The 25,422-nt window shown below is 62.7% G+C and carries 22 protein-coding genes; 14 read left to right on the top strand and 8 right to left on the bottom strand.

The genetic code is table 11. The features are described from left to right. Positions 1-2: 2 nt before the first annotated feature. Together M2375_RS09510 and gspG are read right to left on the bottom strand one after the other, a co-directional pair. A complete protein-coding gene (locus tag M2375_RS09510; RefSeq protein WP_259165491.1) occupies positions 3-452 on the bottom strand; it encodes a prepilin-type N-terminal cleavage/methylation domain-containing protein in 450 nt (149 codons plus the stop codon). A gap of 67 nt (positions 453-519) precedes the next feature. Continuing rightward, positions 520-975: a type II secretion system major pseudopilin GspG gene (gspG, locus tag M2375_RS09505; RefSeq protein ID WP_404979298.1), complete on the bottom strand. Its 456-nt coding sequence runs from the start codon at positions 973-975 to the stop codon at positions 520-522. Between the two features lie 65 nt (positions 976-1,040). Here gspG and M2375_RS09500 point away from each other — a divergent pair, with 65 nt between their 5' ends. Beyond that, on the top strand, positions 1,041-1,631 hold the full coding sequence (locus M2375_RS09500) for a type II secretion system protein N (RefSeq protein ID WP_259165487.1): 591 nt from the start codon (positions 1,041-1,043) through the stop codon (positions 1,629-1,631). 38 nt (positions 1,632-1,669) lie between these two features. Here the strand turns inward: M2375_RS09500 and M2375_RS09495 are convergent, their stop codons facing one another. From M2375_RS09495 to ilvA, 3 genes are read right to left on the bottom strand one after another with little or no spacing between them, the layout of a single operon-like run. After that, positions 1,670-2,254 carry a histidine phosphatase family protein gene (locus tag M2375_RS09495; protein WP_259165486.1) on the bottom strand — a complete coding sequence of 195 codons (585 nt, stop codon included), beginning with the start codon at positions 2,252-2,254 and terminating at the stop codon, positions 1,670-1,672. Continuing rightward, on the bottom strand, positions 2,251-3,087 hold the full coding sequence (gene cobS, locus M2375_RS09490) for an adenosylcobinamide-GDP ribazoletransferase (RefSeq protein ID WP_259165484.1): 837 nt from the start codon (positions 3,085-3,087) through the stop codon (positions 2,251-2,253). The genes M2375_RS09495 and cobS overlap by 4 nt, the downstream gene beginning before the upstream one ends. Before the next feature lie 25 nt (positions 3,088-3,112). Then, entirely contained in the window at positions 3,113-4,681 is a 1,569-nt protein-coding gene (gene ilvA / locus M2375_RS09485) for a threonine ammonia-lyase, biosynthetic (protein ID WP_259165482.1), read from the bottom strand. A gap of 465 nt (positions 4,682-5,146) precedes the next feature. Between ilvA and M2375_RS09480 the strand changes: the two genes are divergently transcribed. Then, positions 5,147-5,596 (top strand): OsmC family protein, encoded by a 450-nt coding sequence (locus tag M2375_RS09480; protein ID WP_259165479.1) that lies wholly within the window; start codon positions 5,147-5,149, stop codon positions 5,594-5,596. Between the two features lie 122 nt (positions 5,597-5,718). Here M2375_RS09480 and coq7 read toward each other — a convergent pair whose 3' ends face one another. Beyond that, positions 5,719-6,339 carry a 2-polyprenyl-3-methyl-6-methoxy-1,4-benzoquinone monooxygenase gene (gene coq7 / locus M2375_RS09475; protein ID WP_259165478.1) on the bottom strand — a complete coding sequence of 207 codons (621 nt, stop codon included), beginning with the start codon at positions 6,337-6,339 and terminating at the stop codon, positions 5,719-5,721. A 323-nt stretch (positions 6,340-6,662) separates the two neighbouring features. Here coq7 and M2375_RS09470 point away from each other — a divergent pair, with 323 nt between their 5' ends. The 9 genes from M2375_RS09470 (at position 6,663) to M2375_RS09430 (ending at position 18,962) form a co-directional block, all read left to right on the top strand. After that, a complete protein-coding gene (locus M2375_RS09470; protein ID WP_021025741.1) occupies positions 6,663-7,718 on the top strand; it encodes a porin in 1,056 nt (351 codons plus the stop codon). Positions 7,719-8,269: 551 nt separating this feature from the next. Continuing rightward, positions 8,270-9,850 (top strand): ABC transporter substrate-binding protein, encoded by a 1,581-nt coding sequence (locus M2375_RS09465; RefSeq protein ID WP_259165467.1) that lies wholly within the window; start codon positions 8,270-8,272, stop codon positions 9,848-9,850. A gap of 140 nt (positions 9,851-9,990) precedes the next feature. Further along, entirely contained in the window at positions 9,991-10,971 is a 981-nt protein-coding gene (locus M2375_RS09460; RefSeq protein ID WP_259165464.1) for an ABC transporter permease, read from the top strand. Position 10,972: 1 nt separating this feature from the next. Next, a complete protein-coding gene (locus M2375_RS09455) occupies positions 10,973-12,190 on the top strand; it encodes a M20 aminoacylase family protein (protein WP_259165462.1) in 1,218 nt (405 codons plus the stop codon). Positions 12,191-12,242: 52 nt separating this feature from the next. Then, the gene (locus tag M2375_RS09450; RefSeq protein ID WP_259165460.1) at positions 12,243-13,817 is read left to right on the top strand and encodes an ABC transporter substrate-binding protein; all 1,575 of its coding nucleotides are present in this window, start codon (positions 12,243-12,245) and stop codon (positions 13,815-13,817) included. A gap of 55 nt (positions 13,818-13,872) precedes the next feature. Next, complete coding sequence (locus tag M2375_RS09445; RefSeq protein ID WP_259166041.1) at positions 13,873-14,784, top strand: ABC transporter permease; 912 nt, start codon at positions 13,873-13,875, stop codon at positions 14,782-14,784. Between the two features lie 35 nt (positions 14,785-14,819). Beyond that, a complete protein-coding gene (locus tag M2375_RS09440; protein ID WP_259165459.1) occupies positions 14,820-15,818 on the top strand; it encodes an ABC transporter ATP-binding protein in 999 nt (332 codons plus the stop codon). 14 nt (positions 15,819-15,832) lie between these two features. Continuing rightward, complete coding sequence (locus tag M2375_RS09435; protein ID WP_259165456.1) at positions 15,833-16,885, top strand: ABC transporter ATP-binding protein; 1,053 nt, start codon at positions 15,833-15,835, stop codon at positions 16,883-16,885. 172 nt (positions 16,886-17,057) lie between these two features. After that, on the top strand, positions 17,058-18,962 hold the full coding sequence (locus M2375_RS09430) for a bifunctional metallophosphatase/5'-nucleotidase (protein ID WP_404979297.1): 1,905 nt from the start codon (positions 17,058-17,060) through the stop codon (positions 18,960-18,962). Between the two features lie 77 nt (positions 18,963-19,039). Here M2375_RS09430 and M2375_RS09425 read toward each other — a convergent pair whose 3' ends face one another. Continuing rightward, positions 19,040-19,885, bottom strand: coding sequence for a MurR/RpiR family transcriptional regulator (locus tag M2375_RS09425; protein ID WP_259165454.1), 846 nt, complete (start codon positions 19,883-19,885; stop codon positions 19,040-19,042). Positions 19,886-19,913: 28 nt separating this feature from the next. Continuing rightward, positions 19,914-21,383, bottom strand: a complete 1,470-nt coding sequence (zwf, locus tag M2375_RS09420; protein ID WP_259165453.1) for a glucose-6-phosphate dehydrogenase — start codon at positions 21,381-21,383, stop codon at positions 19,914-19,916. Positions 21,384-21,566: 183 nt separating this feature from the next. On the opposite strand from zwf, the gene tal reads away from it, so the two are divergent. The 3 genes from tal to M2375_RS09405 all read left to right on the top strand — a co-directional run bounded on the left by tal (position 21,567) and on the right by M2375_RS09405 (position 25,331). Then, positions 21,567-22,514 (top strand): transaldolase, encoded by a 948-nt coding sequence (gene tal, locus M2375_RS09415; RefSeq protein ID WP_259165451.1) that lies wholly within the window; start codon positions 21,567-21,569, stop codon positions 22,512-22,514. 56 nt (positions 22,515-22,570) lie between these two features. Further along, entirely contained in the window at positions 22,571-24,178 is a 1,608-nt protein-coding gene (pgi, locus tag M2375_RS09410) for a glucose-6-phosphate isomerase (protein ID WP_259165447.1), read from the top strand. Between the two features lie 262 nt (positions 24,179-24,440). Then, on the top strand, positions 24,441-25,331 hold the full coding sequence (locus M2375_RS09405) for a transporter substrate-binding domain-containing protein (protein ID WP_259165441.1): 891 nt from the start codon (positions 24,441-24,443) through the stop codon (positions 25,329-25,331). Positions 25,332-25,422 lie beyond the last annotated feature (91 nt).

Genomic DNA, 25,422 nt, shown 5'->3' with positions numbered 1-25,422 from the left:
GTTCAGGGCGCTTGCAAGGCAAACGGGCGCACACCATCGGTGGCCACTGCGATGCTGTTCGCGCTGCGACCGGGGTAGGCCAGCACCACGGTTTGGGGGCCGATCAGCGCCTCGGGCCCGAGGATGATATCGCCGCTGCTGCGCACTGCCACGGGTGGATGCAGCCAGGCGCCCTGGCGCGAGCCGCCTTGCAGGCCCTCGATCACAAAACCCTGGCTGTCGGCACGCCAGCGCACCGGCTGGCCACTGGCACGGGACTGGGCCCGGGCGGCTTCCAGTTGGGCGGCGAGTCTTTGGCCTTCGCGCTGGAGCTGGTCCTGGCTGTTGTCGCCCATCGCAAACACCACGCCGGCGCTGGCCAGCGCCATCAGGCTGATGACGACCAGCAGCTCCATCAAGCTAAAGCCGCGCTGGCGGCGCGGCTGGGCGGTGGGTGGAAGCGAGCAACGCATGGTGGCCGGAAAGCAGGGCGGAGTCAGAGCAAAAACTGCAAAAGTGCAAAGCGCTTGTTAAACGGGCTTATTGCCAGCTGCCGATGTCGGCGTTATTGCCTTCACCGCCGGCCTGGCCGTCAGCGCCAAAGCTCATCACATCGACTTCGCCTTTGACGCCGGGGTTCAGGTACTGGTACGGATGGCCCCAGGGGTCATTGGGCAGCTTTTCCAGGTAGGGCTTCCAGTTCATCGGCGCGGGGCCGCTGCTGGGGCGGTTGATCAGCGCGGCCAGGCCTTGCTCGGCGGTGGGGTAGCGCTGGTTGTCCAGGCGGTAGCGCTTGAGCGCGCCGCCGATGTTGGTGATGTCGGTGCGCGCAGCGGTCACGCGTGCCTCGTCGGCAGCGCCAATCACATTGGGCACGATCAGCGCGGCCAGCACGCCGATGATGACCAGCACCACCATCAGCTCGATCAAGGTAAAGCCGCGCTGGAGATGGGCTTGGATGTGGCGTGCTGCCGACTGCGGGCGGAAGGAAAACATCATGCTCTCAGGTCAAAGGGGGTCAAAGTGACGAAACTGACATCTGGGTGCATCATAATCTGCGAATGGTGACACTATCACGCAACCCCTGGTCTCCTCGGCTGGCGGCCGGCTTTTTATGGGCTGGCGCTGCGGCATTGGCGGTGTTCTGGGGGCTTAAGCTGTCGGCACCGCGCCAGGTGCTGGCGGTGCCACAGGCCGGTGGCCCGGCTGCCGTGCAGGTGGATGGTGCTGCCATGGCGCGCCTGTTTGGTGTGCAAGAGGGTGCGCCCGTAGCCGCCCCTGTTGCGCCCACCCGCTGGCGTTTGCTGGGTGTCATGGCAGGCAAGAACAGCGGAGGCGGCGCAGCCGTCATTGCCGTCGATGACCAGCCTGCCAAAGTATTCCGGGTCGGTGCGGTGGTGGCCGATGGCCTGGTGTTGCAGTCGCTGCGCAGCGATGCGCCGCGCGCGGTGACCCTGGGCGCTGGCGTGGATGGGCCCGCAGCGATGACCATTGCGCTGCCTGCGCTGCGCCCGATCGATGCTGTAGCAGCCACGGTGCCCGCGAGCCCGGCCGCACCGCAGGTGCAGGCCGCTGCGCCTGTGCCCGCGCCGGCTCCTGTTGCAGATACCGCCGCCAATGTGGACCGCAGCACAGGTTCGCTGCGCGACTGAGCGCTCAAGCTGATCTTAAAAATGAGGTAAAGGTTTGTTCAGCTGTTGCTGAGCAGCGGCAGCCGGAGCCATTCCCCGTAAGCGATCTTGACCGAGGGCCAGTCTTTGGCCAGCGGCACCCGGTTGCCCCGGGTCAGCAGCCAGTGCACGCATTGCGCCACACCGGCATGGCTGATCCAAAGTACCGGCTGGCCGGTCTCCAGCGCCTGCTGGCGTGCCGCATCGAGCGCGCGTGCCACGCGGGCCATCATGGCCACCAGTGATTCACCGCTGCCGGGCGCATAGGCCATGAAGTCAGCGGACCAGGCCTGTATCTCATCGCGCGCAATATCGTCCCAGCGCTGGCCTTCCCAAGCACCAAAATCCATTTCCGCCAGATCGTCGCAAGCCCGCAGTGTGAAACCCGGCGCTTGTGCCTGCAAGGCGGTGGCCAGCTGCACGCAGCGTTGCAGTGGTGAGTGCCAGACGGTGCCGGCCTGCAATAGCTCAGCCGCCCAGGCGCTGTGCAGTGCCAGTGCTGCAGCGGCGGTGGCCTTGTCATCGGCGGGCATATTGCTGCGGCCGTAGCACACCCCGGGTGCCACCAGCGGTTGGGCATGGCGCTGTAGCCACAGCGCGCTCATGCCAGCGCCTTGGCCAGCCACAGGCCTGCCGGGCCCAGCGACAGGGCCACGCCCAGGTAAAAAGCGATCTCGCTGACCTGCTCGGCAGCGCCCAGGCCATCGCCGGTAAAGCCTTGCAGGCGGCGTTGCAGCCATTGGCGCATCCACAGCGCGGCGGCAGCGCTCAGCACCAGGGCCAGCAGCAACGCAGGCCAGCCCTGGCTCAGGCCCAGCAACAAGGCTGCGGGCAGGGACCAGAGCAGGCAGCAGACCAGACCTTGGCGGCTGATGAATGCCGCCAGCGGCTTGCTTTTGGAGCTGGCGCTGTCGCCCACATGGGGCAGGCTGCGCACCACACACATGGGCCAGAGCCGGGCGATGACATGGGCGGCGACCAAGCTCGCCATGGCCAGCGCCAGGCTGTGGCTGGCGAGCAGGGCAATAAGCGCGGTCTTGCTGAGGACGGCCAGCACCATGGCCATGGCGCCATAGGCGCCGATGCGCGAATCCTTCATGATTTCCAGCGCGCGCTCGCGCTGGTGGCTACCGCCCAGGCCGTCGACCACGTCGCTGAGGCCGTCTTCATGAAAGCAGCCGGTGAGCAGCACGGTGGCCAAGGTGCTGAGCACGGCGGCGACCAGCGGGCTGTAGGCATTGGAAGCGGGCAGCAGCAGGCTGCTGGCGGCCAGCACGCCAGCAGCGACCAAACCGACAATCCAGCCCACGCCCGGGAAATGACCGGCGCTGGCGCGCAGCATCTCGGGGCTGTAACCGACCCAGTCACCCAGCTTGCCCGTGATGGGGATGCGGGTGAAAAACTGCACAGCCAGCAAAAAATGGCGTAGGGCTTGCATGGCGCGGGCGGCCGGTAGAGAGGCTTTAAGCCCGCAAGAACAGGCGGTAGGCCGGGTTCTGGGTTTCTTCGACCCAGGGGTAGCCCAGGTTGTTGAGGAACTGCTCAAAACTCTGCGAGTCTTCCTGGGGCACTTGCATGCCCACGAGGATGCGACCGTAGTCTGCGCCTTGGTTGCGGTAGTGGAACAGCGAGATGTTCCAGTTCGGCGCCATCAGGCTCAGGAACTTGAACAGGGCGCCGGGCCGCTCGGGAAAGACAAAGCGCAGCAGGCGCTCGTCCTGGGCCAGCTGCGAGCGGCCGCCCACCATGTGGCGCACATGCTCCTTGGCCAGCTCGTCAAAGGTCAGGTCCAGCGCGTCAAAGCCGTTTTTCTGGAAGTTGCGGCAGATCTTTTCCGACTCGCCCTTGCTGTTGGTGGAGATACCGACAAACACATGGGCGCGCTGGTCATCGCTGATGCGGTAGTTGAACTCGGTGACGCTGCGTGCGCCGCCCGGCAGATTGCCGATGACCTCGCAAAAACGCTTGAAGCTGCCGCGCTCTTCGGGGATGGTGACGGCAAACAGCGCTTCCTTTTCCTCGCCCACATCGGCGCGCTCTGCGACAAAGCGCAGGCGGTCGAAGTTCATGTTGGCGCCACTTAGGATCGCCGCATAGGTCTCGCCCTTGGTCTTGTTCTTGGCGACGTACTGCTTGATGCCGGCGACTGCCAGCGCGCCCGAGGGCTCGACGATGGAGCGGGTGTCGACAAAGATGTCCTTGATCGCGGCGCAGACGGCATCGGTGTCGACGGTGATGTATTCATCGACCAGACCATGCGCCACGCGGAAGGTTTCTTCGCCCACCAGCTTGACGGCTGTGCCATCGGCAAACAGGCCCACATCGCTCAGCGTTACCCGCTTGCCCAGGCGGGCAGACTGGATCATCGCGTCCGAATCATTCATCTGCACGCCGATGACCTTGATCTCCGGCCGCACGGCCTTGATGTAATTGGCCACACCGGCAATCAGGCCGCCGCCGCCAATGGCGACAAACACAGCGTTGAGCTGGGAGGAGCCGATTTTCTGCACCTGGCGCATGATCTCCATCGCAATCGTGCCCTGGCCGGCGATCACATCCGGGTCATCAAAGGGGTGGACAAAGGTCAGGCCCTGTTCCTTTTGCAGCTTGAGCGAGTGCTCATAGGCATCGCTGAAGCTCTCGCCAGCCAGCACCACTTCACCGCCCAGGCCTTTGACGGCGTCGATCTTCAGCTGGGGCGTGGTGGTTGGCATCACGATCACGGCGCGGGTGCCCAGGCGGTTGGCCGACAGGGCAACGCCTTGCGCGTGGTTGCCAGCGGATGCGCAGATCACGCCGGCCTTGAGCTGCTCGGCCGTCAGGTGGGCCATCTTGTTATAGGCGCCGCGCAGCTTGAAGCTGAATACCGGCTGCTGGTCTTCGCGCTTGAGCAGCACCTTGTTGTGCAAGCGACGGCTGAGGTTCTTGGCAGGATCAAGGCCCGATTCAATGGCCACGTCATAAACACGCGCAGTCAGGATTTTCTTCAGGTAATCGGCCGGCGTCAGCGCGGCAGCAGTCTTGGAAGGCATAGGGGATGCACGCTAGAGAAAAGAGGCAACAGGAAGGTAGCGCATGCGGGTGGCGCCTGGCTGATGCGCCAGCCCGCAGAGCATGCGCGGGTGGCAGCATGGGCGGGGTGGCGTGCATCAGGTGATCGAGAGACCGATGCACTATAACCGCTGGCGTTCACTGGAGCGGGCCAGCGGTGGTTTTGGCGGCGCCAGGCAGAAAAAAAGCCCCTGATGTGAATCAGGGGCTTGAAACCACCATTTGAGAGGTGGAGGAGACAACTTGCAAGCTGGCATCCACTTGGTTTGGCTTGGCCAGGCTGTGGAGCAGCAGATGAGTCCAAGTATAGCGATGTTTCTGTTGCGATGCAGCAAAATAATGTGCGCAACCATTTTTTTCCCCAATGCTGTTGATAGCCAGCAACAAATGGCAGAGGTACGGGCAGATCTGCCACACTCATGCTGTCTGATTTTTGGAGAGTTGCAATGGAATGCACGGTAACGTGGACAGGCGCGAGTGGCGCGCGTTCGGGAATGGGTTTTGTGGCCGAAACCGGCAGCGGCCATGTGGTGGCCATGGATGGCGCGCCAGATGCAGCCAACCCGGCCAACGGCGGCCAGAACCTGGCTGCCCGCCCCATGGAGCTGCTGCTGGCCGGCACCGGCGGCTGCACCGCCTATGACGTGGTGCTGATCCTCAAGCGCGGCCGCCATGATGTCAAGAACTGCACCGTGGCCCTGAAGGCCGAACGCGCCGAGACCGAGCCCAAGGTGTTCACCAAGATCCATATGCAGTTCACAGTTACCGGCAAAGGCATCCCGCCAGCCGCTGTGGAGCGCGCGATTGCCATGAGCCACGAGAAATACTGCTCGGCCAGCATCATGCTGAGCAAAACGGCCGAGATCACCACGGGTTTTGACCTGGTGGAGGCTTAAGGCCTCGGTGTTGCAGAACTGCTGCACCCGCTGAGCCGCCGTCAGGGCGGCTTTTTCATGGTGTGCTTCCGGCGTGTATAGCGGTTGTCAGGCTTGGCTTTCCTGCTGCCGACATTCGCGTCTTATATATGGTGGGCGGTGGCGGTCATCACCTTGGAGGCGATCTTCATCAGCACCCGGGCGGGCGGGGGCACGGGCAGGGCACCTGCATCGACTGCGGCGGCGGCGTGGCGCTCTTCGTCCGCCTTCATCTGGCTGACGACGGCCCGTGACGGGGCATCTTGCGCGGGCAGCAGCTCCAGATGGGACTTCAGATGCAGGGAGACCTGGTTTTCCGTCTCCTCGACAAAACCCAGGCTGGCACGGTCGCTGACCTTGGCCGCCACGGTTCCAATCAAAAAAGCTCCGGCAAACCACAGGGGGTTGAGCAGGCTGGGGCGTTCTCCCAGGTCCTGCAGGCGCTGGTGGGTCCAAGCGAGGTGGTCCATTTCTTCCTGGGCGGCTTCCAGCAGGTGCTCGCGCAGATGTTCGTCCCGCGTCACCATGGCCTGGGCGGTGTAGAGCGCTTGCGCGCAGACCTCGCCCACATGGTTGACCCGCATATAAGAAGCAGAAAGTTTTTTCTCCGCTGGGCTGAGTTCCGCCTCGGGGATGCCTGTGGCCGGCGAGGGATGCGCCGCATGGGGTGTTGCGAACAGGGTACGCAGCGCAGTATCCGCCGCGCTAAGGAGTCGATCTTGCATAGGGTCTGATGCTAACCAGTAGAATACACCCCGCTGCAAACATGGCGAATCTCCTCTGAAACGGCTTGTGTTGCAGCAAATTTTTGTCGAAAAATAGGACGGCTGCTGACATTCGTTAAACGTTGCACTCAAGCAACGATTTACAGTGAATAGCTCTTCATGTGGGGGAATTTGTTTGCGCAACCGCCTGCGGTCTGTTGAAATAGAGAGAACTTCCACACTAGGAGGTTGGCGCGGGAGCAGGTAGAAGTTGTGCAGAACCGTGAGGCTGACATTAACCCCCCCGTACCAGCGCCGTCTGTTAAACCTTGGAGTAACTCGCAATGAAAAAATCTCTTGTTGCCTTGGCAGTGCTGGCCGCTTCCGGCGCCGCAATGGCTCAATCTTCCGTGACCCTGTTCGGTATCGTTGATGCTGGCGTGACCTACGCTAAGACCAGCGGTGGCGAAAGCAACTACGGTCTGACCAACTCCGGTAACGCCACCAGCCGTCTGGGCTTCCGCGGCGTGGAAGATTTGGGTGGCGGTCTGAAGGCTGGTTTCTGGCTGGAAGGCGCAATCCAGAACGACAGCGGTACCGCTTCCGGCGGCGGCGCTGCAGGTCCTGGCTTCGAGTTCAAGCGTCGTTCCACCGTGTCCTTGATGGGCAACTTCGGTGAAGTGCGTCTGGGTCGTGAACTGACCGCAGCTTACAACACCGTGTCTGGCTACGACGTGTTCGGCCAAGTCGGTATCGGCCAGAACTTCAGCTTCGGCAACGGCACCTACGGCTTCGGCGACCCAGTTCGCGTTGGCAACATGGTTTCGTACTACACGCCTAACATGTCCGGCTTCACCGCTGGCGTGAACTACGGCTTCGGCGAAACCGCTGGTGACAGCTCCGCTAAGCGTTACATCGGCGTGTCCGCTGGTTACAATAACGGCCCTCTGAGCGCCGGTATTGCTTATGACCAACAGAACGATCCTACCGCCAGCTTCGAAAAGGCTCAAGGTCTGGGTCTGGGCGCTGCTTACAACTTCGGCGCTTTCAAGCTGTCGGGTCTGATCCGTCAAGTGCAAAGCACCCCAGTGGGTGGTGGCAGCAAGGCTAAGTTCCAGTCCGCTGGTCTGGGCGCAACGGCTGCTGTCGGCGCTGCTGGCGAAGCACGTCTGGCTTACAACTACTACGACAACAAGGAAATCGAAGGCAAGGCTCACCAGCTGTCGCTGGGCTATGTCCACAACCTGTCGAAGCGCACCGCTCTGTACGGCACCTACGCTTTCCTGAAGAACCAGAAGAGCGAAACCATGAGCCTGTCGGCTAATGGCCTGGGTATCGATCCAGCTGGTGCTGGCAAGAACCAAAACGCTATCACCGTTGGTGTGCGTCACGCTTTCTAATGAATGGCTAGGGTTTCCTAGCTACTCAACCTGAAAAGCAAAAAGCCCGTCGAAAGACGGGCTTTTTTTATGCCTGTTTGCCAGGTGGCTGGCAACTTCATGGTGCGTCGATACCTTGCCGCTGTGCTGGTGCGGATGCCCGCGCCCATCTCTGCGCGCTGAGTGCTGAGTGCTCGCTCTTTGCCTTCTGCCTTCTGCCTTGTGCTTTGCCTGCGCGAGGCCCTCGCTTGGTGCAAGGCGGTGCCAGGTCGCCGGGTGATCGGCTGTGGCAGGGTTCATACATGCAGCCGGCTTCGCGTTGGCCATAGGCATCAAGAGACGCTGTGCATGGTTTTTTTGAGGCGCAGGGCGCGGCGGCAGACCTCGCGCATCAGGGCTTGCTGTTTCACATTTGGCAGACGAAGCCAGGTTTTGCCCGACAAAAGGCCTGTGATTGCCGGTCACATAACAGAAATTAGAGGAACTCGGGAATTCCCCCGCCCTGGGGGAAGCACCATGCGGAAGATCGGTTCCTTGCGGCATAGTGAAGCACTACTATTCTGCGAGGACTTATGAAACAGCCTTCTCTTGCTCTGGTTGCGATAGCGGCAGCCGCCGTTTTGTCAGCTGGCGTGGCCCAGGCCAAGCCCTTCAAGTGGGCCAGCCAGGCCGATGTGGCCAGCTGGGATATCCATGCGCAAAACAATGGCCTGCACAATGCCATTCACCCCTATGTCTATGAGACCTTGGTGACCTACAACAGCAAGACCTTCCAGGTCGAGCCGTTGCTGGCCACTGCGTGGAAGGAAATCAGCCCCAAGCAGATGCGCTTCTCATTGCGCCAGGGCGTGAAGTTCCAGGATGGTTCCAGCTTCACGGCCGATGATGCGGTGTTCTCGATCTCGCGCGCAATGGCCAAGACCTCGAACTACGGCCCCTTCGTGCAGGGCATTGAGAAGGTGGTCAAGGTCGATGACGGGAACATCGATATCTTCATGCGCGACCCGAACCCGGTGCTGCTGCGCCAGATGACCGAGCTGCGCATGATGAGCAAGGCCTGGTCGGAGAAAAACAAGTCCACCGAGCCGATGGACATCAAGAAGGCCGACGAGAACTTTGCCCACCGCAATGCCATGGGCACGGGCCCTTTCATCCTTGAATCGTGGCAGCCCGATGTGCGCATGGTACTCAAGAAAAACCCCAATTGGTGGGGCCAGATGCCGGGCAATGTGACGAGCATCACCTACACCCCGATCAAATCCGCGCCCACCCGCATGGCAGCGCTGCTGTCCGGTGAGGTGGACATGGTGCTCGATCCCACCCCGCAAGACCTGAACCGCCTGCGCGCCAGCCCCGAGCTGAAGATTCTCGAAGGCCTGGAGAACCGCACGATCTTCTTTGGCATGGACCAGTTCCGCGATGAGCTGCCGGGCTCGAACATCAAAGGCAAGAACCCGCTCAAAGAGCAGAAGGTGCGCCAGGCGCTGTACCAGTCGATCGATATCCAGGCCATCACCAAGACCATCTTGCGCGGCCTGGGCAAGCCGACCGGCACCCTCATTGCCCCCCAGGTCAATGGCTGGACGGAAGCGGTGGGCAAACGCCTGCCTTACGACCAGGATGCTGCCAAGAAGCTGCTGGCCGAGGCGGGTTACCCCGATGGCTTCGAGGTGGACTTTGCCTGCCCCAATAACCGCTATATCAGCGATGAGGCCATCTGCCAGGCTGTGACGGCCATGTGGGCCAAGGTGGGGATCAAGGCCAAGCTGCGCACCCTGCCCATGGTGACCTACTTCCCGATGATTCAGCGCAACGAGGCCAGTGTCTACATGCTCGGCTGGGGTGTACCCACCTTTGATGCGCTCTACAGCCTGCAGTCGCTGGTGCGCACCGTAGGCCAGGGTGGCGACGGAAACTACAATGTCGGCCGCTACAGCAATCAGCGCATGGACTACCTGGTAGACCGCGTCAAGACGGAAACCGACCAGCCCGTGCGCACCCGCATGCTGACCGAGGGCTTGCAGTTGTCCAACGACACGGTCTCGCACCTGCCGCTGTATGACCAGGTGATCCCCTGGGCGATGAAGAAAAACATCGACCTGGTACACCGCGCAGACAACCGGGTAGACATCAAGCTGGTGACGGTAAATTGATCTGCCGCAAATAGCGTTTTGCAGGCCCACTGCCCGTACAGGCGGTGGGCTATTTCATAAAAACGACAGAGGAATAGGCAGACAACCAACCTGGGCGCTTTGAGGCCCCCAGACCCTGTTTGCCACGATGAGAGTCAGCCATGTTTGCATTTATATTGCGCCGATTGATCCAGGCGGTGATCGTGATGATCGCCGTGGCGTTCATTTCCTTCATGCTGTTCCAGTATGTGGGTGACCCCGTCACCTTCTTGCTGGGCCAGGACGCCACCCCACAGCAGATTGCCGAATTGCGCAGTGCCCTGGGGTTGGACAAACCATTTTTCGTGCAGTTCTGGCACTTTTTGCTCAATGCCGCCCAGGGCGAGTTCGGCATCAGCCTGCGCCAGGGGGCCAAGGTCTCTTCGTTGATTGCCGAGCGCTTCCCCGCCACCTTCGAGCTGGCCATGGTGGCTGCCTTGCTGGCCTTGGTGCTGGGTGTGCCCATGGGTGTGTACGCGGCGCTGCGCCGGGGCAGCTTCATGAGCCAGATGTTCATGACCTTGTCGCTGCTGGGTGTGTCCCTGCCCACCTTCTTGATCGGCATCTTGCTGATTCTGATTTTCTCGGTGCACCTGGGATGGTTCCCCAGCTTTGGCCGTGGCACCACCATGCAACTGGGCTTTTGGAGCACGGGCTTGCTGAGCGCCAAGGGCTGGCACCACATCATCCTGCCGGCCATCACCCTGGCGATTTTCCAGCTCACCTTGATCATGCGCCTGGTGCGCGCCGAGATGCTGGAGGTGCTGCGCACGGACTACATCAAGTTTGCCAAGGCCCGGGGCCTGAGCAACCGCACTATCTACTTTGGCCACGCCCTCAAGAACACGCTGGTGCCGGTGATGACCATCACCGGTCTGCAGCTGGGTGGGCTGATCGCCTTTGCCATCATCACCGAGACCGTGTTCCAGTGGCCGGGCATGGGCCTGCTCTTCATCCAGGCGGTGACCTTTGCCGACATTCCGGTGATGGCTGCCTACCTGTGCCTGATTGCGCTGATCTTTGTGGTGATCAATCTGGTGGTCGACCTGCTGTATTTCGCGGTTGACCCGCGCCTGCGCGTCGAAAAGTCGGGGGGCCACTGAGATGCCGCGTCTGCCTTATAGCGCCAGCTCGCGCGCCTTCTCCCACCTGGCCCAGATCCACCCTGAGTTGACGGCCTTCCGCCGCGATCTGCATGCCAACCCGGAGCTGGGTTTTGAAGAAAAGTACACGGCGGCCCGCGTGAGCGAGGCGCTGCGCCTGTGCGGCGTGGACGAGGTCCACCAAGGCATCGGCAAAACCGGTGTCGTGGGGGTGATCCGTGGCCACAAGCACGGCAGCGGGCGCATGATCGGTCTGCGCGCTGACATGGATGCGCTGCCCATCACCGAGCAGGGCAATTGCAGTTGGCGCTCGGGCAAGCAGGGGCTGATGCATGCCTGCGGCCATGATGGCCACACCGCCATGCTGGTGGGCGCGGCGCGCTACCTGGCCGAAAGCCGTAATTTTGATGGCACGGCCGTACTGATTTTTCAGCCCGGCGAGGAAGGCTATGCCGGCGCGCGCGAGATGATCCAGGACGGCCTGTTCGACCGCTTCCCGGTGCAGTCGATCTATGCCATGCACAACTGGCCGGCCATGCGCCAGGGCATGATTGGCGTCAACCCTGGTGCCATGATGGCGGCAGCCGATCGCATCCAGATCAACATCAGCGGCAAGGGCGGGCATGGCGCCCATCCTTACCAGACCAATGATGTGGTGCTGGCCTCGGCCCACCTGATTACGGCCATGCAATCCATCGTCTCGCGCAATGTGCGTGCCATCGATGCGGCCGTCATCAGCATCTGTGCGCTGCAGTCCGGTGACCTGGGCGCCTTCAGCGTGACGCCGGGCACCGCCACCTTGGTGGGCACGGTGCGCACCTTCAACCCCGATGTGCAAAACCTGGTCGAGCGCCGCCTGGGCGAGCTGTGCCAGGCCCTGGGCCTGGCCTTTGGCGTGAATGCCCAGCTGCAGTACGAGCGCTCCTACCCGGCCACCATCAACACGCCTGAAGATGCCATTTTTGCAGGCGATGTGGCCGCCGATCTGGTGGGAGAGGCCCTGGTGGTGCGCAACATGGACCCGAGCATGGGGGCGGAGGATTTCTCCTTCATGCTGCAGCAAAAGCCCGGCGCCTATCTGCGCCTGGGCCAGGCCGTGGGGGACGACATCATTCCGCTGCACAACAACCGCTACGACTTCAATGACGATGTGTTGCCGCTGGGTGCGGCCCTGCACGCCGGCATCATCGAGCGTGGCATGCCGCTTGCTTTGGTCTGAGACCGCAGCACCCGGCCCGCCAAGGCTGGAATTTACAAAAAAGGGAAGAACGATGAAACACATGATGTGCAAGACCTTGCTGGCCTCGGTACTGGCCGCGGCCTATGTGGCAGCCGGCGCGCAGACCGTGCGCATTGGTGCCCAAGGCGATGCCCTGTCCATGGACCCGCATTCCTTCAATGAGACCGTGCAACTGAGCGTTACCGGCAATGTCTACGAACCGCTGGCCGGCCGCAACAAGGACCTGAGCCTGCGCCCGGTGCTGGCCACCCAATGGGAGCAGACCTCGCCCACCGTCTGGCGCTTTACCTTGCGCAAAGGTGTGCAGTTCCATGACGGCACGCCGTTCACCGCCGATGATGTCGTGTTCTCGATGATGCGCACGCAGCTCGAAGGCTCGGACATGAAGTCCTACACCAACCCCATCAAGGAGACGCGCAAGGTCGATGACTACACGGTAGACATCGAAACCAAGGACCCGGCCCCAATCCTGCCGAGCATGATCTCGCAGGTCTACATCATGAGCAAGGCCTGGTCCGAGGCCAACAATGCCGTCAACCCGGTGGACCGCCGCAAGGGCATCGAGAACACCGCCTCCTTCAAAGCCAATGGCACGGGCCCCTACCGGGTGCGCGAGCGCCAGCCCAATGTGCGCACCGTCTTCAACCGCAGCGCCAACTACTGGGACAAGATCGATGGCAATGTGCAGGAAGTCGTCTACACCCCGGTGGCCAACGATGCGACCCGCGTGGCCGCGCTGCTCTCGGGCCAGGTCGATGTGATTGACCCGGTACCGGTGCAGGACTTGGACCGGGTGGGCAGCACGGGCAACACGCGTGTGGTGTCTGGCCCCGAGTTGCGCGCCATCTTCATGGGCATGGACCAAAAGCGCGATGAGCTGCTCAATTCCAGCGTCAAGGGCAAGAACCCGTTTAAGGACAAGCGCGTGCGCCAGGCCTTCTACCAGGCCATCGATATCGACGGCCTGCACAAGCAGGTCATGCGCGGGGCCTCGGGTAACCTAGCCACCTTGATCGGCAAGGGTGTCAATGGCTATCCCGACGACGTCAAACGCCTGTCCTACGACCCGGCAGCGGCCAAAAAACTGCTGACTGAAGCGGGCTACCCAGACGGCTTCTCGCTCACGCTCAACTGCTCGAACGACCGCTACATCAATGACAGCCGCATCTGCCAGGCGGTGTCAGCGAACCTGGCCAAGATTGGGGTCAAGGTGCAACTCAATGCCGAGACCAAGGGCACGTATTTCCCGCGCATCATGCGCCACGAAACCGCCTTCTACATCCTGGGCTGGACGCCATCGACCTATGACGCCCACAACCCGCTGCTCGCCTTGATGAACTGCAACGATGGCAAGGGGGCTGGCGCCTTCAACTATGGCAACTACTGCAACCCCAAGGTTGATGCGCTGACCCGGCAGGTGCAGTCGGAAACCGATACCGCCAAGCGCAACCAGGCGATCCACGAAGCGCTGCGGACCGTGGCCGACGATGTGGGCTACCTGCCCTTGCACCAGCAGTACATGAACTGGGGTGTGAGCAAGAACGTGGAGCTGGTGCAGATGGCCGATGGCTTCATGCCTTTCAAGTGGATGACCGTAAAGAAGTAAATGCCCTGGGCTGCTGCGCTGCAGCGGCCCGTGACAAGAGAGAGAAACGATGACGATGAAAAACCGACTCAGGCGCTGGATGGATAGCGATGTGGGCTATAGCTTTCGCAAATCGCCCACAGCCATCGTGGCCGCCATCATTGCTGCGATATGCGTGTTCTGCGCGCTGTTCGCAGGCTGGGTGGCGCCGCACAACCCCTTTGACCTGACCACCCTGGAGCTGAGCGATGCCCGCATCCCGCCGGTGTGGAGCGAAGAGGGCGGCTGGAAGTACATCCTGGGCACCGATGACCAGGGCCGCGACATTCTGTCGGCGCTGATGTATGGCGCACGCATTTCGCTGATTGTGGGGCTGGCCTCGGTGATCTTGTCCGTGGTCGTGGGCGTGGGCCTGGGCCTCTTGGCCGGCTTCAAGGGTGGCTGGATCGATTCGGTGCTGATGCGCCTGTGCGATGTGATGCTGTCCTTCCCGGCCATCCTGGTCGCGCTGCTGATTGCCGGCGTGGGCCGTGCGCTGTTTCCCAATGCCAATGAATCGCTGGCCTTTGGCGTGCTGATCATCTCCATCTCGCTCACCGGCTGGGTGCAGTACGCGCGCACGGTGCGCGGCTCCACCATGGTCGAGCGCAACAAAGAATACGTGCAGGCCGCCCGCGTCACCGGCGTGGCGCCGCTGCGCATCATGGTCAAGCATGTGCTGCCCAATGTGCTGGGCCCGGTCATGGTGCTGGCCACCATCCAGGTGGCCACCGCCATCATCACCGAGGCGACCCTGTCCTTTTTGGGCGTGGGCGCGCCGCCCACCTCACCATCGCTGGGCACCTTGATCCGCGTGGGCAATGATTATCTGTTCTCTGGCGAATGGTGGATCACCATCTTCCCGGGCCTGATGCTGGTGCTGATTGCGCTGTCGGTCAACCTGCTGGGTGACTGGCTGCGCGACGCGCTCAACCCGCGCCTGCGCTGATGGCGCGGACACAAGACGAATAAGGAACAACCACGATGTCATTGTTGGAAGTTAAAAATCTGGTGGTCGAGTTTCCCAATCGCCATGGTGTGCTGCGGGCGCTGGACAATATCTCCTTCTCCATTGCCCCCGGTGAAATCCTGGGCGTTGTCGGTGAATCGGGCGCAGGCAAGTCGCTGACCGGTGCGGCCATCATCGGCCTGCTGGAGCCACCAGGCCATGTGGCCTCGGGCGAGATCCTGCTCGAAGGCGAACGCATCGACAATCTGTCCGCCGACAAGATGCGCCATATCCGGGGCCGCCGCATTGGCGCGATCTTCCAGGATCCGCTCACCTCGCTGAACCCGCTCTACACCGTGGGGCGCCAGCTGATCGAGACCATCCAGGCCCACCTCAAGCTCTCGGCGCGCGAGGCCCGCGAGCGCGCCATCCAGCTGCTCAAGGACACCGGGATTCCGGCGGCCGAAGAGCGGATTGACCACTTTCCGCACCAGTTCTCTGGCGGCATGCGCCAGCGCGTGGTGATTGCACTGGCCCTGGCCGCCGAGCCCAAGCTGATCGTGGCCGATGAGCCGACCACCGCGCTGGATGTGTCGATCCAGGCGCAGATCATCAGCCTGCTCAAAAACATCTGCCGCACCCGCGGTGCGGCCGTGATGCTGATCACCCATGACATGGGCGTGATTGCCGAGACCTGCGACCGCGTGGCGGTGTTGTATGCCGGCCGTGTCGCGGAAATTGGCCCGGTACATGAAGTGATCAACCACCCCGCACACCCCTACACCCGGGGCCTGATGGCGTCCATCCCGGATATGGAAGTCGACCGCGAGCGCCTGAACCAGATCGATGGCGCCATGCCCCGGCTCAACGCCATCCCCAAGGGCTGCGCCTTCAACCCGCGTTGCCCGCAGGTGTTCGACCGCTGCATGGAGCAGCGCCCCGACCTGATGGCCGCGGCTGCCACCCAGGCGGCCTGCTGGCTGCATGCACCCGATTACCAGCCCAACGTAGCGGCCACCGAGGACACGGTATGAGCGAGATGGCAACCATGACGAACAAGAACGCAGCGCCACTGCAAGGCGCACAAGGCGCGGGCGACAAGCAGCCGCTGGTGCAGGCGCGTGACCTGGCCAAGACCTTCGATGTATCGGCACCCTGGCTCAACCGGGTGCTGGAGCGCAAGCCGCGCAGCCTGCTGCGCGCCGTCGATGGCGTGAGCTTTGACATTGAACGAGGCAAGACGCTGGCGCTGGTGGGTGAATCGGGCTGCGGCAAGAGCACGGTCGCGCGCCTTTTGGTGGGCTTGTACGGCCCTACGCGCGGCACCTTCACCTTTGATGGCCAGGATGCCCATGCTGCGTTTCGTGACCCGAATGCACGCGCCATGCGCCGCCGGGTGCAGATGATCTTCCAGGATCCCTATGCCAGTCTGAATCCGCGCTGGTTGGTCGAACAGATCGTTGGCGAGCCGCTCAAGGAGCATGGCCTGATTACCAATGCCGAGCAGCTCAAGGCCCGCGTGGCTGAGCTGTTGGTGCAGGTGGGTCTGGCGCCCATGGACATGCTCAAGTACCCGCACCAGTTCTCGGGCGGGCAGCGCCAGCGCATCTCCATCGCCCGTGCGCTGGCCACCGAGCCGGAGTTTCTGGTCTGCGACGAGCCCACATCGGCGCTGGATGTGTCGGTGCAGGCCCAGGTGCTCAACATCATGAAGGACCTGCAGAAAAAGCGCGGCCTGACCTATTTGTTCATCTCGCACAACCTGGCCGTCGTGCGCCACGTCAGCGACCAGGTGGGCGTCATGTATTTGGGTAGGCTGGTAGAGCTGGCCGATAAGCAGACCCTGTTTGCCCAGCCACGCCACCCCTACACGCGCATGCTGCTCGATGCCATCCCCAAGATGCACGACACCGGCAAGGCCCGCACCCCTGTGCAAGGCGAGGTGCCCAATCCGCTCAACCCGCCCACTGGCTGCGCCTTCAACCCGCGCTGCCCGCTGGCCAATGACCGCTGCCGCAGCGAGCGCCCACAGCTGATCGATGACGCCGGCGTGAAAGTGGCCTGCCATGCGGTCGAAGAGGGGCGTATTCCGGTGCTGTAAAGCACCCACTGCTGCCCGCGCCATGTATGGGCAGGCACCTCAAAACCGGCGTCTCAGGCGCCGGTTTTGTTTTTGGAAAGCAGCTTGGCAAGCCCCTTTGCTATTACAGAAAGTCACATCTACGTCATCAAGCAGACAAACCATAGAGTCCTTTGTCAAAACGGAGAGAAGAATGGTTGCAGTGTCAGTGCGAGAGGGATCGCGTCGGGTGATGGTGTGGGCCGTGTGCGGCGTGGCGGCTGCCGTGTTGGCGGCTTGCGGCGGCGGGGGCTCCAGCGACAGCGAAAAAGACGATGTGCTGACGATCCTGCACATCAATGACCACCACTCCACCTTGGCGAGCAAGACGGCCACCCTGCAGTTGCCGCTGGATGGCAAGACCACTGCAGTGACGGTGGATGCTGCAGGATTCCCCCGGGTGACCGCCGCCATTGAAGCGATGGCTGCCCAGTCGGCCAATGTGCTCAAGCTGCACGCCGGTGATGCGGTGACCGGCACCCTGTACTTCAACCGCGCAGGGGCCGACGGCGAGGCCGACATGGCCATGCTCAACACGGTCTGCTTTGATGCCTACACCCTGGGCAACCACGAGTTCGACAAGGGCGACAGCGGCCTCAAGGGAATCCTTGATCGCCTGAAAAATGGCAGCTGCAAGACCCCGGTGCTGAGCGCCAATGTGCAGTTTGGTGCCAGCTCGGCGATGAAATCGGCCAACCTGGTTTCCCCTTCCACCGTGGTGGAGCGTGGCGGCCACAAGATCGGTATCGTGGGCCTGACCATTGCGCAAAAGACCAAGGCCTCGTCCAGCCCGGACAAGGACACTTTGTTTGAAGAAGAAGCCGTGGCCGCCCAGCGCGAAATCGACAAGCTGCAGGCCCAAGGCGTCAAGCGCATTGTGCTGCTCAGCCACATTGGCTACGACAACGACCGCAGCATCGCGAAAAAGCTGCGCGGTGTCGACGTGATCGTTGGCGGTGACTCGCACACCTTGCTGGGCCCGGATGCGATGAAGACTTTGGGCGTGGGCACGCCAGGCGGCGCCTACCCGACCAATACCACCGACCTCGATGGCAAGCCCGTCTGCATCGTGCAGGCCTGGGAGTACTCGCAAGTCGTGGGCGAGCTCAAAGTGAAGTTCGACAAGGACGGCGCCGTCAGCCAGTGCGAGGGCACGCCCCATGTGCTGATTGGCGATGACTTCAAGATCGCCGGCACCGCCGCCACCGAAGCCCAGCGCGCCTCCATCATCAGCAGCGTCAACGCCGCGGGCTTTTTGCGCATGACAGCGCCTTCGGCCCAGGCCCAGGCGGTGCTCAAGCCTTTCAGCGACAAGGTGGCCAGCTTCAACGTGACCAAGGTCGCGGTGGCGCCGCAAGAGCTGTGCTCGCGCCGGGTGCCCGGCGGCGTGGGCAGCACCGACTACAGCCGCTCCAGCGCAGCCTGCAACACCGAAGGCAGCGTCAGCCTGCGCGGTGGCGATATCCAGCAGCTGGTGGCCCAGTCCTATCTGGAAGTGGCCAACCGGCAATATGGCGGTGCCGACATCTCGCTGCAAAGCGGTGGTGGCGTGCGCATTGCGCTGAACGGTGAAGTGACTGCTGCCAATGCCATCCAGGTGCTGCCGTTTGGCAACATGCTGTACCGCCTGGATGTGACGGGTGCCGAGGTCAAGGGCATGCTCGAAGACGGCCTGGAAGCCGTGTACGGCGCAGGCGGCTCCACCGGCCCTTACCCTTACACCGGTGGCATGCGCTTTGATGTGAATGCCAAGCAGGCGTTTGGCAGCCGCATATCGGGCATTGAAGTGCGTGATGCCACCAGTGGCCAGTGGGCTGCATTGGACCAGGCCAAGACCTACCGCCTGTTTGTGCTGAGCTTCAACGCCAATGGCGGCGACGGCTACAAGACCTTGGCATCGGTGCCGGCAGCGCGCCGCCTGGATATCGGTGTGCTCGATGCCGATGTGTTCTTCAACTACATCGAATCGCAGCCCAAGGATGCCAGCACCGGTCTGCCACTGCTCAAGCGCCTGTCCACCGAGCTGTACAGCACCAAGAGCTTTGTGGATGTGCGTTAAACACTAACGCAAACGCAGCATGACAACGGGGCAGCCTTGGCTGCCCCGTTTTTCGTTCTGTCCAGGCGGATACGCCGTCAGGTGTAGCGCTTGGCGTGCAGGTTGTCCTTCATCTGCTGCAGCACCGGTTGCAGCGGCTCGCCGATGCGCAAGGCCACGGTCGTGGCCAGCACATCCAGAATCAACAGATGCAGCAGGCGCGAGACCATGGGGCTGTAGCGGTCGTAGCCCTCGGGGTGGTCAGCGGCCAGGTGGATATTGGCTGCGCGTGCCAGCGGCGAGCCGCTGGCAGTGATGGCAATGGTGGTGGCGCCATTGCGCTTGGCAATGTCGGTGGCGTCCATCAGGTCGCGCGTGCGGCCGGAGTTGGAGATGACGATGGCGCAGTCGCCCGCGCCCAGCATGGTGGCGCTCATCACCTGCATATGGCCGTCGCTGGTCGCCAGGCTGGTGACGCCCAGGCGAAAGAACTTGTGCTGCCCGTCCTGCGCCACGATGCCAGAGTTGCCCACGCCATAGAACTCGATGCGCTTGCCCGCCTGCCAGGTGGCCACGATGGCGCTCGATGCCGCCTCCAGCGCCGTGGTGCTGGCGGCATTGCGGTAGGCCAAAAAGGCAGCCACCGAGTTGTCCACCACCTTAACCATGACGTCGCCGGTCTTGTCATCGGCATCCACACTGCGGTGGATAAAGGGAACGCCTTCGCTGACGCTGCCCGCCAGCTTGAGCTTGAAATCGGCCAGGCCGTCATAGCCCATGCTGCGGCAAAAGCGCACCACCGTGGGCTTGCTGACATGGGCCAGCTCGGCCAGCTCGCGCACCGGGCGCGAGGCAAAGGCGCGCGGATCGGCCAGCACCAGGCGGGCCACGCGCTGCTCGGCCGGCGCAAGAGAGGGGAGAGAGGCGGTGATGCGGTCTAGCATGGGAATCCCTGGTGGGTGGCAGCGGTGCTCAAAACTCTTCCATCCAGCTGTGGCCATCGCGGGCCACCAGGGCGCTGGCAGCGCCCGGGCCCCAATGCCCTGCCACATAAGGCCGGGGGGCTTCGCCCCGGGCATTGGCCTGCTGCCAGGTGTCCAGAATCGGCTCGACCCATTGCCAGGCCGCTTCCTGCTCATCGGCGCGCACAAACAGGTTCAGGCGCCCGGCGATCACATCGAGCAGCAGGCGCTCGTAGGCGCCCACGCGCTCGCTGCCAAAGCGCTGGTCAAAGTCCAGGTCCAAGGCAGCCGGGGACAAGGTCTGCACGCCACCGGTATCGGCCTGGCTTTGGGCCGCAGCCATCAAGTGCAACGTCAGGCCATCCTTGGGCTGCAGGTGGATCACCAGGCGGTTGGCAGCGCCCAGCGGGGTGCGGTAGATGGCATGCGGAACCTGGCGGAAATGCACGACGATCGAGGCCTCACGCCCCGCCAGGCGCTTGCCGGTGCGGATGAAGAACGGCACGCCCGCCCAGCGCCAGTTGCTGATCTCGGTGCGCAGCGCGACAAAGGTTTCGGTCTGGCTGCTGGGGGAGACGCCGTCTTCCTGGCGGTAACCCGGCACCGGCTTGCCGCCAATCTGGCCGGCGGCGTATTGGCCGCGCACCACGTCGCGGTTCACCGTCTCGGGTGTCCAGCGCTTGAGCGACTGCAGCACCTTGAGCTTTTCATTGCGGATGGCATCGGCGTCGGCGCTGATGGGCGGCTCCATGCCAATGGCGCATAGCAGTTGCAAGGCATGGTTTTGCACCATGTCGCGCAGCGCGCCGGTGCTTTCGTAGAACTCGCCACGCTTTTCCACGCCCAGCTGCTCGGCCATGGTGATCTCGATGCTGGCGATGTTCTCGCGCCGCCACAGCGGCTCGAAGATGGCATTGCCAAAGCGCAAGGCCAACAGGTTTTGTACCGAGGGCTTGCCCAGGTAGTGGTCAATGCGGAAGATCTGGGTCTCGGAAAACACCTCGCGCACGGCGGCGTTGATGGCGCGGTTCGAGGGCAGGTCATGGCCCAGTGGTTTTTCCAGCACCACCCGGGTGCGCTCGGTGGCCAGGCCGGCAGCGCCCAGCTGCTCGCAGACGGTGGTAAACAGCGAGGGGGCCGTGGCCAGGTACATCACCACCGTATCTGCATTGCGCGCCTGCAGCAGCGCGCGCAATGCGGTGTAGTCGGTCGGTTGCGACAGGTCCATGCGCAGATAGTGCAGATGCTGGGCAAAGCGGGCGAACTCCGCATCGCTGGGCCGCTTGTCGGCCTCGACCTCGGCCAGCCGCTGGGCAATCAGCGCGCGGTACTCGTCATCCGTCATCTCACCCCGGCCTACGCCGATGATGCGCCCGCCCGCAGGCAAGCTGCCATGGCGGAAAGATTGAAACAGCGCGGGCAGCAATTTGCGCCAGGCCAGATCGCCGGTGCCACCAAATAAAACCAGATCAAAACGCATGAAACTTCCTGAACATCAAGGCAGGGATTAATGTAACTCAGTTTCATGGTCGAGGAGAAGCCGTAGAATGTAGCCAGCCTCAAACCGGGCATAAGTTCGGTTAAGCTTGGGCGGCCCTCGTGTTTGCCGCAGCAGGCCATGGGAGACAAGCGCGGCAAATCGGACCTTGACCAAGAGCAGACCATGAACCAACTCGATGCACTCAAAGCGCTGACCACGGTGGTGGCAGATACCGGTGACTTTCACCAGCTGGCGCAGTTCCAGCCGCAAGACGCCACGACCAACCCGTCCTTGATTCTCAAAGCGGTGCAGAAGGCCGACTATGCGCCGCTGCTGACCGAGACGGTGCAAAAATTCCGAGGCAAACCGCTCGACGAGGTGATGGACCGCCTGCTGGTGCGCTTTGGCGCCGAGATCCTGTCCATCATCCCGGGCCGTGTGTCGACCGAGGTCGATGCCCGTCTGTCCTTCGACACCGATGCGACAGTCGCCCGTGCCCAGCGCATCATTGCGCTCTACGAGGCCGAAGGCGTGCACATCGACCGCGTGCTGATCAAGATTGCCTCCACCTGGGAAGGCATCCAGGCCGCCAAGGCGCTGGAAGCGCAAGGCATCCACACCAACCTGACCTTGCTGTTTGCCCAGTGCCAGGCTATTGCCTGCGGCCAAGCCAAGGTGCAGCTGATCTCGCCCTTTGTGGGCCGTATCTATGACTGGTACAAAAAGCAGGCCGGCAGCAATTGGAACGAGGCCGCGATGGCCGGTGCCAATGATCCCGGTGTGCAATCGGTCAAAGCCATCTTTGATTACTACAAGCATTTCGGCATCACTACCGAGGTGATGGGCGCGAGCTTTCGCAATATCGGCCAGGTCACCGCGCTGGCGGGCTGCGATTTGCTCACCATCTCGCCCGAGCTGCTGGCCCAGCTGGCGGCTGCCGATGCACCGCTGCAGCCGGCCTTGAACGCCGAGGCCGCCAAGGCTTTGTCGCTGGAGCGCGTGCAGTACGACGAGGCGGGCTTTCGCTTTGCACTGAACGAAGACGCCATGGCCACCGAGAAGCTGGCCGAGGGCATCCGCGCCTTTGTGGCCGATGCCATCAAGCTCGACAAGTTGTTGCAATCTGCCTGATCGGGTGGCTGCCAGCCTGGTCTGGCAGCACCGCGCAGCGCTTTACACTGCCCCGTATGAACCGAGAATGTGCGACACAGCGCAAACGCTGCGACCAAACCCCTGCATGGCAACAGCTTCAGCAGCACTACGACGATGAGGGCCGCAGCCTCGATCTGCGCGCTGCGTTTGCCGCAGACGCAGCGCGGCTGGACCAGTTCAGCCAGCAAGCGCCCCATCTGTTTGCCGACCTGTCCAAGAACCTGATCGACCGCCACAGCCAGCAGTTGCTGCTGCAGCTGGCGCATGAGTGTGGCCTGGAGCAGGCACGCGATGCCATGTTTGCCGGTGCGCAGGTCAATGCCTCCGAAGGCCGCGCCGCCATGCACTGGCTGCTGCGCCAGCCCGCCCAGGGCCTGGAAAACTGGCTACCGGGCAGCCCCGCCGAGGTGCACGCGGCGCTGGCCGATGTACATGACAGCCTGGCACAGATGCTGGCCTTGGCCGAGCAGGTGCGCGCCAACCCGCAGATCACCGACATTGTCAACATCGGCATTGGCGGCTCGGACCTGGGCCCGGCCATGGTGGTCAACGCGCTGGAGGACTGGCGCATTGCCGGCAAGCGCTTCCATTTTGTCTCGAACGTGGACGGCCATGAGCTGGGCCATGTGCTGGCGCAGACCCGGCCCGAGAGCACCTTGTTCCTGGTCGCGTCCAAGTCCTTCACCACCTTGGAGACCATGGTCAACGCCCATTCGGCGCGCGACTGGTTCATCGCCCATGGCGGCAGCGAGGACCGCAGCGCTGCGCTGTCGATCTCCAAGCACTTCTGGGCGCTGACCACCAATACCGAGGCGGCAGCCGCTTTTGGTATTGACACCACTTTGGGCTTTTGGGACTGGGTCGGTGGCCGCTACTCGCTGTGGTCGGTGATCGGCTTGCCGATTGCGATTGCGGTGGGGGCTGAATCGTTTCGTGCGCTGCTGCAGGGCGCGCATGACATGGATGTGCACTTCAAGATGGCACCGCTGGCGCAGAACCTGCCGGTGCGCCTGGGCCTGCTCGATATTTGGTACCGCAACTTTCAGGGCTTTGCCACGCGCTGTGTGGCGCCGTACAGCCATGGCCTGCGCCGCCTGTCCGCGTATTTGCAGCAGCTGGAGATGGAGAGCAACGGCAAGGGCCGGGATGTAGACAACCAGCCGCTGCCTTATGCAACCTCTCCCGTCGTCTGGGGCGAGCCGGGCACCAACGGCCAGCATGCCTTTTTCCAGATGATCCACCAGGGCCGTGATGTTATCCCGGTGGAGTTCATCGCCGCGCGCGAGGGCGGCAAGAACCTGGCCAGCCACCAGAACAACCTGGTGATCAACGCCATTGCCCAGGCGCAGGCCCTGCTGGTGGGCCGTACCGAAGAGCAGGGCCCCAAGTTCTGCCCAGGCAACCGGCCCAGCACATTCTTGCTGATGGACAAGCTCACCCCCACATCGTTGGGCGCGCTGATTGCCTTGTATGAACACCGCGTCTTTGTCAGTGGTGCGCTCTGGGGCATCAACAGCTTTGACCAGTGGGGCGTGGAGCTGGGCAAGCAGTTGGCCAAGGACCTGTTTGCACGCCGGGACCAGGGCGATTGGCAGGGCGTGGATCCTTCGACCGTTGCGTTGGTCAGCCGGCTGGCACCTTAAGCCTTGTCCCCCTGGCGCTGCCGGATACGGCAGCGCAGCATGGTGTTTCCAAAACAGCAACACATGCTTCGGAATACGCGCTAGGGATTGGCGCGACTCTCTGGAATACTCGGAGGTTGGATGCGCTGGCGCAAAACCGGCGTGTCCATTTAGTTCTAAAGCGCGCGTGCGCAGCGCACTACAACCAGCGCAATCGCAAAGCTGGTGAGGGATCCAGGCAGCAGTGCCGGGATACCAGTTCGTTCATTCCAAGGAGTACACAATGAAATTCAGCATCAAGATGGTTGCTGCGGCGGTGGCTTTTGCCGCAGGCGGCGCGGCGTTCGCGCAAAGCACCTTTGACAAGATCAACAGCAGCGGCAAGGTGGTGGTGGGCGTGCGTGAGAGCTCGGCCCCCATGGCCTATGCGATTGGCTCCAACCAGAGCTTTGGCGGCTACCACGTCGAGCTGTGCGAGCGCGTGCTCAAGGAAATCGCGCCCAAGGCCAAGATCGAATACATGGCGCTGACGGCCCAGAACACCATGCCCCTGGTGCAAAACGGCACCGTGGACATCGGCTGCGGCCCCACCACCAACAACCTCAGCCGCCAAAAGCAAGTCGCCTTTGCGGTGACCACCTATGTGAGCCAGGTGCGCGCAGCGGTGCGTGCTGATTCCAACATCACCAGCGTCAAGCAGCTCGATGGCAAGAACGTGGCCGCCTCGGCGGGCACCACCGCCGTGCAGCTGCTGCGCAAGTTTGCCAAGGACAACAGCATCAACCTGCCCACCACCCTGGGCAAGGACCATTTCGAAAGCTTCATGCTGCTGGAATCGGGCCGCGCCGATGCCTTTGTGCTCGACGACAACCTGCTCGCGGGCGTGATTGCCAACTCGGCCAACCCAGCCGGCTTCAAGATTGTCGGTGAAGCGCTGGGATCGGAGCCGATTGCGCTGCTGTTCCGCAAGGACGACCCGGCCTTCAAGAAGGCCGTGGACGACAGCTTAGCCAAGATGATGAAGTCGGGCGAGCTGGCCAAGGTCTATGACAAGTGGTTCATGCAACCCATCCCGCCTAAGGGCCAGGCGCTGAACCTGCCGATGAGCGATGCACTGAAGAAGCTGCTGCAAGAGCCCAACGACAAGCCACTGGAAGCCTACGCCGACCAGTAAGCGCCGCGCTTGCACCCACCACCACCCAGCCTCGGCTGGGTTTTTTTATGCCTGGGCGCTGGTGCCTGCAAGCCGCCCCGGCAGCCCCCTC

Source organism: Comamonas sp. BIGb0152 (assembly GCF_024809975.1).
Lineage (GTDB): Bacteria > Pseudomonadota > Gammaproteobacteria > Burkholderiales > Burkholderiaceae_C > Comamonas.
Note: the sequence above shows the minus strand (reverse complement) of the source record. Positions and strands in the feature narration are given on the sequence as shown.

What these genes read in the sequence shown, in the direction of transcription:
- M2375_RS09500 (WP_259165487.1), top strand. Translation starts at nt 1,041, where the DNA reads ATGGTGACACTATCACGCAACCCCTGGTCTCCTCGGCTGGCGGCCGGC.
- M2375_RS09450 (WP_259165460.1), top strand. Translation starts at nt 12,243, where the DNA reads ATGAAACACATGATGTGCAAGACCTTGCTGGCCTCGGTACTGGCCGCG.
- M2375_RS09470 (WP_021025741.1), top strand. Translation starts at nt 6,663, where the DNA reads ATGAAAAAATCTCTTGTTGCCTTGGCAGTGCTGGCCGCTTCCGGCGCC.
- M2375_RS09480 (WP_259165479.1), top strand. Translation starts at nt 5,147, where the DNA reads ATGGAATGCACGGTAACGTGGACAGGCGCGAGTGGCGCGCGTTCGGGA.
- M2375_RS09435 (WP_259165456.1), top strand. Translation starts at nt 15,833, where the DNA reads ATGACGAACAAGAACGCAGCGCCACTGCAAGGCGCACAAGGCGCGGGC.
- M2375_RS09430 (WP_404979297.1), top strand. Translation starts at nt 17,058, where the DNA reads ATGGTTGCAGTGTCAGTGCGAGAGGGATCGCGTCGGGTGATGGTGTGG.
- gspG (WP_404979298.1), bottom strand. Translation starts at nt 975, where the DNA reads ATGTTTTCCTTCCGCCCGCAGTCGGCAGCACGCCACATCCAAGCCCAT.
- M2375_RS09440 (WP_259165459.1), top strand. Translation starts at nt 14,820, where the DNA reads ATGTCATTGTTGGAAGTTAAAAATCTGGTGGTCGAGTTTCCCAATCGC.
- M2375_RS09510 (WP_259165491.1), bottom strand. Translation starts at nt 452, where the DNA reads ATGCGTTGCTCGCTTCCACCCACCGCCCAGCCGCGCCGCCAGCGCGGC.
- M2375_RS09425 (WP_259165454.1), bottom strand. Translation starts at nt 19,885, where the DNA reads ATGCTAGACCGCATCACCGCCTCTCTCCCCTCTCTTGCGCCGGCCGAG.
- coq7 (WP_259165478.1), bottom strand. Translation starts at nt 6,339, where the DNA reads ATGCAAGATCGACTCCTTAGCGCGGCGGATACTGCGCTGCGTACCCTG.
- pgi (WP_259165447.1), top strand. Translation starts at nt 22,571, where the DNA reads ATGAACCGAGAATGTGCGACACAGCGCAAACGCTGCGACCAAACCCCT.
- M2375_RS09405 (WP_259165441.1), top strand. Translation starts at nt 24,441, where the DNA reads ATGAAATTCAGCATCAAGATGGTTGCTGCGGCGGTGGCTTTTGCCGCA.
- M2375_RS09465 (WP_259165467.1), top strand. Translation starts at nt 8,270, where the DNA reads ATGAAACAGCCTTCTCTTGCTCTGGTTGCGATAGCGGCAGCCGCCGTT.
- M2375_RS09460 (WP_259165464.1), top strand. Translation starts at nt 9,991, where the DNA reads ATGTTTGCATTTATATTGCGCCGATTGATCCAGGCGGTGATCGTGATG.
- tal (WP_259165451.1), top strand. Translation starts at nt 21,567, where the DNA reads ATGAACCAACTCGATGCACTCAAAGCGCTGACCACGGTGGTGGCAGAT.
- zwf (WP_259165453.1), bottom strand. Translation starts at nt 21,383, where the DNA reads ATGCGTTTTGATCTGGTTTTATTTGGTGGCACCGGCGATCTGGCCTGG.
- M2375_RS09455 (WP_259165462.1), top strand. Translation starts at nt 10,973, where the DNA reads ATGCCGCGTCTGCCTTATAGCGCCAGCTCGCGCGCCTTCTCCCACCTG.
- ilvA (WP_259165482.1), bottom strand. Translation starts at nt 4,681, where the DNA reads ATGCCTTCCAAGACTGCTGCCGCGCTGACGCCGGCCGATTACCTGAAG.
- M2375_RS09445 (WP_259166041.1), top strand. Translation starts at nt 13,873, where the DNA reads ATGAAAAACCGACTCAGGCGCTGGATGGATAGCGATGTGGGCTATAGC.
- M2375_RS09495 (WP_259165486.1), bottom strand. Translation starts at nt 2,254, where the DNA reads ATGAGCGCGCTGTGGCTACAGCGCCATGCCCAACCGCTGGTGGCACCC.
- cobS (WP_259165484.1), bottom strand. Translation starts at nt 3,087, where the DNA reads ATGCAAGCCCTACGCCATTTTTTGCTGGCTGTGCAGTTTTTCACCCGC.